At 69.5% G+C, this 9,157-nt stretch carries 9 protein-coding genes and 1 pseudogene; 2 read left to right on the forward strand and 8 right to left on the reverse strand.

Features of this window, described 5'->3' with window-relative positions:
* From ACESL7_RS09305 to ACESL7_RS09315, 3 genes are all read right to left on the reverse strand, one after another.
* Positions 1–974 (reverse strand): FAD-dependent monooxygenase (locus ACESL7_RS09305; protein WP_372893046.1); only part of this gene is annotated, 974 nt, incomplete at its 3' end.
* A gap of 76 nt (positions 975–1,050) precedes the next feature.
* A complete protein-coding gene (locus tag ACESL7_RS09310) occupies positions 1,051–1,302 on the reverse strand; it encodes a hypothetical protein (protein WP_372893047.1) in 252 nt (83 codons plus the stop codon).
* 89 nt (positions 1,303–1,391) lie between these two features.
* On the reverse strand, positions 1,392–2,036 hold the full coding sequence (locus ACESL7_RS09315; protein WP_372893048.1) for a pyrimidine 5'-nucleotidase: 645 nt from the start codon (positions 2,034–2,036) through the stop codon (positions 1,392–1,394).
* 100 nt (positions 2,037–2,136) lie between these two features.
* Here ACESL7_RS09315 and ACESL7_RS09320 point away from each other — a divergent pair, with 100 nt between their 5' ends.
* The gene (locus ACESL7_RS09320; protein WP_372893049.1) at positions 2,137–2,805 is read left to right on the forward strand and encodes a GntR family transcriptional regulator; all 669 of its coding nucleotides are present in this window, start codon (positions 2,137–2,139) and stop codon (positions 2,803–2,805) included.
* Here the strand turns inward: ACESL7_RS09320 and ACESL7_RS09325 are convergent.
* Positions 2,721–4,706, reverse strand: coding sequence for a glycosyltransferase (locus ACESL7_RS09325; RefSeq protein ID WP_372893050.1), 1,986 nt, complete (start codon positions 4,704–4,706; stop codon positions 2,721–2,723). The two genes, ACESL7_RS09320 and ACESL7_RS09325, sit on opposite strands and share 85 nt — an antisense overlap.
* A 102-nt stretch (positions 4,707–4,808) precedes the next feature.
* Positions 4,809–5,978 carry a glutamine-hydrolyzing carbamoyl-phosphate synthase small subunit gene (carA, locus tag ACESL7_RS09330; protein WP_372893051.1) on the reverse strand — a complete coding sequence of 390 codons (1,170 nt, stop codon included), beginning with the start codon at positions 5,976–5,978 and terminating at the stop codon, positions 4,809–4,811.
* Between the two features lie 188 nt (positions 5,979–6,166).
* Between carA and ACESL7_RS09335 the strand changes: the two genes are divergently transcribed.
* Positions 6,167–6,625 carry a GatB/YqeY domain-containing protein gene (locus tag ACESL7_RS09335; protein ID WP_372893052.1) on the forward strand — a complete coding sequence of 153 codons (459 nt, stop codon included), beginning with the start codon at positions 6,167–6,169 and terminating at the stop codon, positions 6,623–6,625.
* On the opposite strand, the gene ACESL7_RS09340 is transcribed toward ACESL7_RS09335, so the two are convergent.
* The 3 genes and pseudogenes from ACESL7_RS09340 to ACESL7_RS09350 all read right to left on the reverse strand — a co-directional run.
* The gene (locus ACESL7_RS09340) at positions 6,622–7,119 is read right to left on the reverse strand and encodes a DUF2244 domain-containing protein (protein WP_372893053.1); all 498 of its coding nucleotides are present in this window, start codon (positions 7,117–7,119) and stop codon (positions 6,622–6,624) included. The two genes, ACESL7_RS09335 and ACESL7_RS09340, sit on opposite strands and share 4 nt — an antisense overlap.
* 76 nt (positions 7,120–7,195) lie before the next feature.
* Positions 7,196–8,869 carry a cytochrome c oxidase subunit I gene (ctaD, locus tag ACESL7_RS09345; protein ID WP_372893054.1) on the reverse strand — a complete coding sequence of 558 codons (1,674 nt, stop codon included), beginning with the start codon at positions 8,867–8,869 and terminating at the stop codon, positions 7,196–7,198.
* 190 nt (positions 8,870–9,059) lie between these two features.
* Positions 9,060–9,157 (reverse strand): annotated as a pseudogene (locus ACESL7_RS09350) (lipoyl(octanoyl) transferase LipB); the annotation flags it as partial.

Consider the following 9,157-nt stretch of genomic DNA (forward strand, 5'->3'; position numbering starts at 1 on the left):
GCGAGTTCGAGCAGCGCGGCGAGATCGGCGAGCGACATGTTCAGCCCCTGCGCGCCGATCGGCGGCACCACATGCGCGGCCTCCGCCACGAGCGCGACGCGCTCGCCCGCGAAACGGTCCGCGACCTGGCTGATGATCGGCCAGAGCGTGACCTGCGAGGCGAGCGTGAGCGGGCCCAGCAGCCAGCCCGAGCGCGCCGACATCGTCGCCTCCAGCGCCTCCGCGGGCAGATCGCGCAGACGCGCCGCCTCGCGCCCGTCCTCCATCCAGACGACGGCCGAGGACGGCTTGCCCTGATGGTCGGGCAGGGGGACCAGCGTGAAGGGGCCGCCCTTGAGGTGAATCTCGGTCGAGACGTTCCCGTGCGGGACGGGGTGGGTGACGGCGAAGGCGAGCGCCTTCTGCCCGAAGCGCAGCGTGCGCGCCGCGATGCCCGCCTGCCGCCGCATGGGCGAGTTGCGCCCGTCGGCCGCCAGCACGAGCCGCACCCGCGCCTCGTCCCCGTCCGAGAGGCGCACGCGCGCCTCGCCGGTGCGGGTGAAGAGCGTCTCGGCCGCAACGCCGGGGCGGAAGGAGACGCCCGGCATCTCCTCGAGCCGCGCGGCCATCTCGCGGCGCAGGAGCCAGTTGGGCAGGTTCCAGCCGAAGGGCGCCTCGGAAATGTCGGCCGAGGCGAACTCGCGGCGCACGCGGCTGCGCTCCATCTCGCCGCTGATGTCCATGATCCGCATCGTCTCGAGCGGCATGGCGTGCGGCGCGAGGCGCTGCCAGAGGCCCGCGCGCTCGAGAAGCGCGCGCGCCGGTTGCAGGAAGGCGGTCGTGCGCAGGTCCGCGCCCTCGGCCTCGCGCTCGGTGACGGGCGGCGCGGGGTCGACGCAGAGCACCGAGAAGCCGGCCGCGCCGAAGGCTGCCGCGGCGGTCAGGCCGGCGATCCCGCCGCCGGCCACCAGGATGTCGTGATGCAGGGCTGTCATGGGGCGGCTCCTTTCGCGACGAGAGGTAGCGCGGGCAGGCCCGCCCCGCCAAGGGCGAAACGCCGCGGTCGCCGCGTCAGCGCCCGACCGTCAGCAGAAGAAGCGTCACCACGATCGCCGGCACCAGCGCCAGCGCGGGCATCGCGAGCGCCGGCAGGCCCCAGGTCATCACGGCGATCGCCCAGAGGCTCAGGACCGCGACGAGCAGGTAATAGATGTTGTCGGCACCGCCCTCGACAATGTCGCGCGCGATCCAGCCGATCACCGGGATCGCGTAGAAGGCTCGGCGCGCGCGGGAGGGGCGCTCGGGTCGTTCGGTCACGCTCATATTTTGCTCCTGTAATGTGCAGGAGCAAAATATGTATACGACGGCATTCTTTAAGCGGGCCGATTGTCGCAGAGGCGTCCGCCCGCGTCTCAGATCACCCGCGCGAGGAAACCGGCGAGGTCGTCGGTATGGTGGTGGATGTGCTCGGCCGCATGGCGCTCGGGCGCGACGTGGACCGTGCGCATGCCCATCGCGTGCGGCGCGGCGAGGTTGCGCGGATCGTCCTCGAACATGGCGGCGCGGGGTGTGTCGACGCCGGCGGCGGTGAAGACCCGCTCGAAGGCCGCGCGCCGCGGCTTCGGCTCGAAGCCCGCGTGCTCGACGCCGTAGACCGCGTCGAAGAGCCCCTCGAGCCCGCGCGCCGCGATCACCCGCTCGGCGTAGGGCGCGGATCCGTTGGTGTAGACGATCCGGCGGCCCGGCAGGCCCTGAATGCGCACGGCGAGGTCCGGGTCCCGCGGGAGCACGGAAAAGTCGATCTCGTGCACCTCGGTCAGATATCGGTCGGGCTCGACGCCGTGCACCTCCATCAACCCGGCGAGGGTGGTGCCGTACTCCCGCCAGTAGCGATGGCGCAGCCGCCCTGCCTCGGCCCGGTCGACGCCGAGCGCCTCCATCACGAAGGCCGTCATGCGCACCTCGATCTGATCGAAGAGCCGCACCTCGGGCGGATAGAGCGTGTTGTCGAGATCGAAGACCCAGTGGGCGACGTGATCGAAATGCGGTTTGACCATCAGATGGAGGGTAGGGCAGACGCCGGGGCACGGCAATGGCGTGCTTGTTGCCGGCGCGTGCCGGCGGTAGGCTCGGCTCGTCCCGACGAGAGAGCCGCCCATGACCAGTCACGCCCATCCGATGCCCAAGGCCGCGCAGAAGGATGCCTATACCCTGATCCTGGAAGCGATCGACGGCGGGATCTACAAGCCGGGCGACCGCCTCGTGGAATCGGAGCTGGCCGAGCGCTTCGGCGTGTCGCGCACGCCGATCCGCGAGGCGCTGCAGCGCCTCGAGACGCAGTCGCTCCTGACCCGCGACGGGCGCTCGCTGATCGTGGCCTCGCTCGATCACAACCAGATGGCGGAGCTCTACGTCGTGCGCTGCGAGCTCGAGGGGCTCGCGGCGAGCCTCGCGGCGCGCCACGCCACCGAGGAGGAGATCCAGGTGCTGCGCGACATGGTCGCCGAGGACCGCGCGCTGCTGAACGATCCCTCGGCGCTCGCGCGGGCGAACCGGCGGTTTCACAAGATGATCCACCTCGCGTCGCACAACCGCTACCTCGTGCAGCAGCTCGACCTCGTGCACCGCTCGATGGCGCTGATGGCGACCACCTCGCTCGCGGCAGAGGGGCGCGGGGTCAAGGCGCTGGAGGAACACGCGGCGATCGTGGACGCCATCGCCCGGCGCGACGAGCAGGCCGCCTATCGCGCGCTGCGCGACCATATCTCGGTCGCCTTCGTCACGCGGCTGAAGCTCGACTCGGTGGAGGCCGTGGACGAGGCCTGATCCCGCGCTCGGTTCTGGCCGCGCGCCTCGGCCCCGCGAGGCGCGCGTTCTGCGTCGAGGGAATGGCCATGCGCCGTCTTGTCCCAGTAGAAGGGCACCCGCATCAACTCGTAGACGGCCTTGTAGGAGGCGAAGGCGCCGAGCGGAAAGTAGAGATGCATCGTCGGCACCCACGGGACCAGCCCGCGATGGGCCGTGCTTCGCACCGCCACGATCGCGATCGTGACCGCCAGCGCCTCCGTCACGAGAAACCCGAGCCCCGCCCAGAACAGCGCCTCGCGCCCGAGCGGCGCCTCCAGCGGATGCGGGATGCCGAGCGGCACGGCCCAGAAGCTCCAGAGAAGCGGCGCGAGCAAGAACTGCGTCGTCGCCGTCAGCAGCAGGAGCTGCACGCCCCAGAAGCGGCGCGCGCCGAGCTGGCGGAACAGCTGAAGCGGCCGGCGCATGTGCACCGCGTAGGTGATCATGAAGCCCTTGAGCCAGCGCGAGCGCTGCCGGATCCAGGGGAGCAGCCGGTTGTTGGCCTCCTCCTGCGTCACCGTCTCGAGGATCTCGGTGCGCCAGCCGTGCCGTGCGAGGCGCAGTCCGAGGTCGCAGTCCTCGGTCACGTTGTGCGCGTCCCAGCCGCCGAGGTCCTCCAGAACCTTGCGGCGGAAGAAGAGTGTCGTGCCCCCGAGCGGCACGACGAGACCGAGGCGCGCGAGCCCCGGCAGCACCACCCGGAACCACGTCGCGTATTCGATGGTGAAGCAGCGCGCGAGCCAGGTGGAGTGCGGGTTGTAGTAATCGAGCATCCCCTGCAGGCAGGCGACATCGCTCGGCGCCTCGGCGAAGCGGGCGGCCACGCGGATCAGCTGATCGGGTTCCGGCGCATCCTCGGCGTCGTAGATGCCGACGATCTCGCCCCGGCAGAAGTCGAGCGTGTAGTTCATCGCCCGCGGCTTGGTGCGCAGCGGGCTGTCGGGCACCTGCACGACGCGGATCCACGGCGGCAGGGCCAGCGTCTCCAGCGCGCGGCGGGTGCCCGCGTCACCCTCCTCGAGGATCAGGACCACGTCGAGCAGCGCCGTGGGATAATCCAGCGCCTTGAGCCGCCCGACGAGCGCCGGCAGGATGTCCCCCTCGTCGAGGAGCGGCACGAGGATCGAGATGACCGGCGGCCGCTCGGGCAGGCGGGCGGCCTTCCGCGCGGGGTGGGGCAGCAGGCGCGCGGCGAGCGCCATCGCCTTCATCCCGGTGGCGAGCGCGAGCGTCACGAGAGCCCATAGAAAGAGCACGCCGAAGAAGATGCCCGGCGCAAGCAGCAGGAACCCGGCCGCCGAGAGCACGAGCGCGAGGGTCACGGCGCGCTGTTCGGGCGTCGGCTGCGACCAGTAGCGGCAGCTTTCGGCGTCGGGCACGCGGGCTTCGGCGCGGCGCGCGAGGGCGGTGCCGTGGTGCGCCGCCAGTGCCGCGTGAATGTCGCGCTCGCTTGCGACGGCCATGCGCACGGGCGCAAGCGTGCCCGCGATGTCGGGCAGGCGCTCGGCGAATTCCTGCGGGCGGCTCGTCGCGACGACCGTGGTGGCGCCGTCCCGCTGCCAGGGCATCAGCCCGTGTGCGAGGCAGAAGGTCGGGTCGAGCGCGTCGATGAGGGTCGGGTCCGGCGGATGCTCCTCGAGCGTGAGCGCCCCGACCCCGAATTGCGCCGCGAGCGCGCGGCTCAGATCGGCCTCGCCGATGCGACCCTCGGCAAGGAGAATGCGCCCGAGCGGTGCGCCGGTCTCGCCTTGCCGCGCCAGCGCATGCAGCAGGTCCTCCGTGGAGATCAGCCCGAGGTCGCAGAGGATGCGGCCAAGCGGCTGCCTGTAGTGGCCTGTCACCTGCGTGGCGCGGGCCGCATGAAGCGTCTGAACCGTCACCGTCGCCCCGTGTCATCAGCGCCCCCTCGCGCTTAGTCACGGCACATGATTTCGGTTAACGCAGGGTTAACGCGCGCCTGACGCGCGTTCGACGCGGCGCGTTCAGCCCGCGCGCGCGGCCTTGCGGGCGGCCATGTCGGCCGCGAACCGCTCGAAAAGGTAATAGCTGTCCTGTGGTCCCGGGCTCGCCTCGGGGTGATACTGCACCGAATAGACGGGCCGCCCGGCGACGCGGATGCCGCAGTTCGACCCGTCGAAGAGCGAGACATGCGTCTCCGTCACCCCCGCGGGCAGGCTCTGGCCGTCCACGGCGAAGCCGTGGTTCATCGAGGTGATCTCGACCTTGCCCGTTTCCAGGTCCTTCACCGGGTGGTTCGCGCCATGGTGGCCGTGGTTCATCTTGATGGTCTGCGCCCCCAGCGCGAGGGCGAGCATCTGGTGCCCGAGGCAGATGCCGAAGACCGGGAGATCGCGGTCCATCACCTCGCGGATCATCGGCACGGCGTAATCGCCGGTCGCCGCCGGATCGCCGGGCCCGTTCGAGAGAAAGACGCCGTCGGGGGCGTGGGCCAGCACGTCCTCGGCGGTGGCGGTGGCCGGCAGAACCGTCACCTCGCAGCCCGCCGAGGCAAGGCACCGCAGGATGTTGCGCTTCGCGCCGTAGTCGACGGCGACGACGCGGTGACGCGCCTCCGTCTGGCGCAGGTACCCCTCGGGCCAGCTCCAGCGCATCTCGTCCCAGCGGTAGGACTGCGCGCAGGTCACGTCGCGGGCGAGATCGACGCCCTCGAGCCCCGGAAAGGCGCGTGCCGCCGCGACCAGCGCCGCGATGTCGAAGTTGCCCTCGGGATCATGGGCCAGCGTGACATGCGGCACGCCCTGCTGCCGGATCGCGCGGGTCAGCCGCCGGGTGTCCACGCCGCCGATCGCGATGCGCCCGCGCCGGGTCAGCCAGTCGGTCAGCGGCGCGGTGGCGCGCCAGTTGGAGGGCGCGGTCGGATCCCATTTCACGACCATGCCGGCGGCGACCGGGTCTGCCGTTTCGTCGTCGTCCGGGGTCACGCCGACGTTGCCGATGTGCGGGAAGGTGAAGGTGACGATCTGCCCGGCGTAGGACGGATCGGTCATGATCTCCTGGTATCCCGTCATCGCCGTGTTGAAGCAGAGCTCGGCGACCGTCTGCCCGGTCGCGCCGAAACCGTTGCCGTAGAAGACCGTGCCGTCGGCGAGCGCGAGACAGGCGGTCGGGCGGGGCGAGGCGGACTGGGACATGGCGGGACTCCGGAGGCGCGACGCCTACCTATGGGGTGCGCAGGGCACGGTCAAGAGCGACGCCGCCCTGCCTGGGCCGATGTAAGATAAAGCAAAACAATGGCTTAACCTCATTTTGCGGAGTTGCAGCGGCCCGAGCGCTTGGATATGTTGTGAGGCTTCAACCTCAAGGGGGCGAGACGCGAGCGATGGAACTGCGCCAACGCATCAACGCCGCGATGAAGCAGGCGATGAAGGACAAGGAGAGCGAGCGCCTCGCGACGCTTCGGCTCATCAACGCCGCGATCCGCGACCGCGAGATCGCCAAGCGCGCCGAGGACGGAGAGGACGCGGTGAGCGAGGCCGAGGTGCTCGAGATCCTCTCGAAGATGGTCAAGCAGCGCCGGGAGAGCGTGCGCGCCTATGAGGAGGCCGGCCGCCTCGACCTTGCCGAGGCCGAGCAGGGCGAGATCGAGGTGATCGAGGAATTCCTGCCGCGCAGGCTGTCCGAGGCCGAAGTGGAAAAGGCCATCGACGCGGCCGTGGCCGAGATCGGCGCAAGCTCGATCCGCGACATGGGCAAGGTGATGGCCGCGCTCAAGGCGAAGTACACCGGGCGGATGGACTTCGCGAGTGCCGGCCCGAAGGTGAAGGCGCGGCTGAGCTAAAGCCGCGCCGCCGCGCTCAGCCGGGCGCGCAGGTCGCCGTAGAGCGCCTTGCGCTCGTCCTCCGACAGGAAGGCGCCGATCTCCACCTGCCGGCCGCTGCCGCGCAGGGTGACGTAGTAGGGCACCGGCCCGCCCTGCTCGTGCAGCTCGACCCTGGTCCAGTAGGGATTGCTCTGCCACTCCTGCACCGCGCCCTTCGGATCGCGCCGGGTGAGGCGGATCGCCTCCTCGGTCAGGCGCAGTTCCTCCAGAATCTCGCCGTCGCGGTAGCTGCGGCGAAGCGCGATCCAGAGCCCGCCGACGGCGATCAGCGCGAAAGGCAGCACGCCCCAGAGCACGGCCGTCCCGATCACCGCCAGCATGGGCAGGCAGGCGAAGGCGAACATGCCGAGGATGACGGCGGCGAAGCCGGGCAGGGGCAGCGACCGGTGCGGCCAGAGCCGCAGTTCGGCGCCTGCCTGCGGATCCGCGTTTTCGGTCCAGCTGTAGGGCATGGCGTGAAGATACCCCGAAAGAAAAGGGAGGCAAGCGCGCGGCCTGCCTCCCTCTCGTGTCGTTCGGCCGGCCGCGTCAGTGCGCGGGGCTGCGGTCCCAGTCCTCGCGCTTCGGGAGCTCCTCGAAGGTGTGCTCCGGCGGCGGCGAGGGCAGCGTCCACTCAAGCGTGTCGGCGTATTCGTTCCAGTAGTTGTTCTCCGTGATCCGCGCGCCGCGGAAGAGGGCGTAGGTGATGAACACCAGGAAGAACACGAAGCTGGCGAAGGCGATGAAGGCGCCGATCGAGCTGACGTAGTTCCAGAGGGCGAAGGCCTCGGGGTAGTCGATGTAGCGCCGCGGCATGCCCTGCCGGCCAAGGAAGTGCTGCGGGAAGAAGGTCAGGTTGGCGCCGATGAAGAAGGTCCAGAAGTGGAGCTTGCCGGCCCATTCCGGATACTGCCGGCCCGTCATCTTGCCGAACCAGAAGTAGATCGCGGCGAAGATGCCGAAGATGGCGCCGAGGCTCATCACGTAGTGGAAGTGCGCCACGACGTAGTAGGTGTCGTGATAGGCGCGGTCCACGCCCGCCTGGCTGAGCACGATGCCCGTCACGCCGCCGAACGTGAAGAGGAACAGGAAGCCGAAGGCCCAGAGCATCGGCGTCTTGAACTCGATCGAGCCGCCCCACATCGTCGCGATCCAGCTGAACACCTTGATGCCGGTGGGCACCGCGATGACCATGGTGGCGAGCATGAAGTAGCTCTGCTGCGTCACGCTCATGCCGACGGTGTACATGTGGTGCGCCCAGACGACGAAGCCGAGCGCGCCGATCGCGATCATCGCCCAGACCATCGGCAGGTAGCCGAAGATCGGCTTGCGCGAGAAGGTCGAGATGATGTGGCTGATCACGCCGAAGGCGGGCAGGATGAGGATGTAGACCTCGGGGTGCCCGAAGAACCAGAAGATATGCTGGTAGAGCACCGGGTCGCCGCCGCCCGACGGGTCGAAGAAGGTGGTCCCGAAGTTGCGGTCCGTGAGCAGCATGGTGATCGCGCCCGCCAGAACCGGCAGCGACAGCAGCAGCATCCACGCGGTGATGAAGATCGACCAGGCGAAGAGCGGCACCTTGAAGAGCGTCATCCCCGGCGCGCGCATGTTCAGGAAGGTCGTGATCATGTTGATCGAGCCGATGATCGACGAGGCGCCGACCACGTGGATCGCGAAGATCGCGAGGTCGGTGGACATCCCCATCTCGGTCGTCGAGAGCGGCGGATAGAGCACCCAGCCCACGCCGGAGCCGAGTTGCCCGTTGCCGCCGGGCGCGAAGAGCGACGCGAAGGCAAGCGCCGTGCCGGCCACGTAGAGCCAGTAGGAGAGGTTGTTCATCCGCGGGAACGCCATGTCCGGCGCGCCGATCTGCAACGGCATGAAGTAGTTGCCGAAGCCGCCGAAGAGCGCGGGAATCACCACGAAGAACATCATCAGGATGCCGTGGTAGGTGATCAGCACGTTCCAGAGATGGCCGTTCGGCGTGCAGGACCCCTCGGCGGCCGCCGTGAGGCGCGCGCCCTCGAGGCACATGTACTGGACCCCGGGCTCCATCAGCTCCATCCGCATGTAGACGGTGAAGGCGACGGCGACGAAACCCACCACCGCGGCGGTGATGAGATACAGGATGCCGATGTCCTTGTGGTTGGTGGACATGAACCACCGGGTGAAGAACCCGCGGTGGTCCTCGTGGGCGTGGCTTGAAATGGCGGCGTCTGCCATGTCTCTCCTCGTGTTGGCGACCGGGCTCGCGTCCGGAAGGTGCACGGCCCGTGTTTCTTTCCATTCACGTTCTAGAATGTCCGCACGCGCGGGGCAATGCGCGCTCACGCCGCGGGGCGCGAAAAAAATGCTGCGGTATACCGTCGCGCCCCACGGCACCGCCCCCGCCCGGCTCGGCCTGCCGCCCGGCTCAGCCCAACGCCCGCTCGAACGTCCGCCTGAGCGCCACGTCGAGATCGCCCATCTCCACCGGCAGGCCGAGGTCCACGAGGCTCGTGACCCCGTGAC

This window comes from Rhodosalinus sp. (assembly GCF_041685465.1).
GTDB lineage: Bacteria > Pseudomonadota > Alphaproteobacteria > Rhodobacterales > Rhodobacteraceae > Rhodosalinus.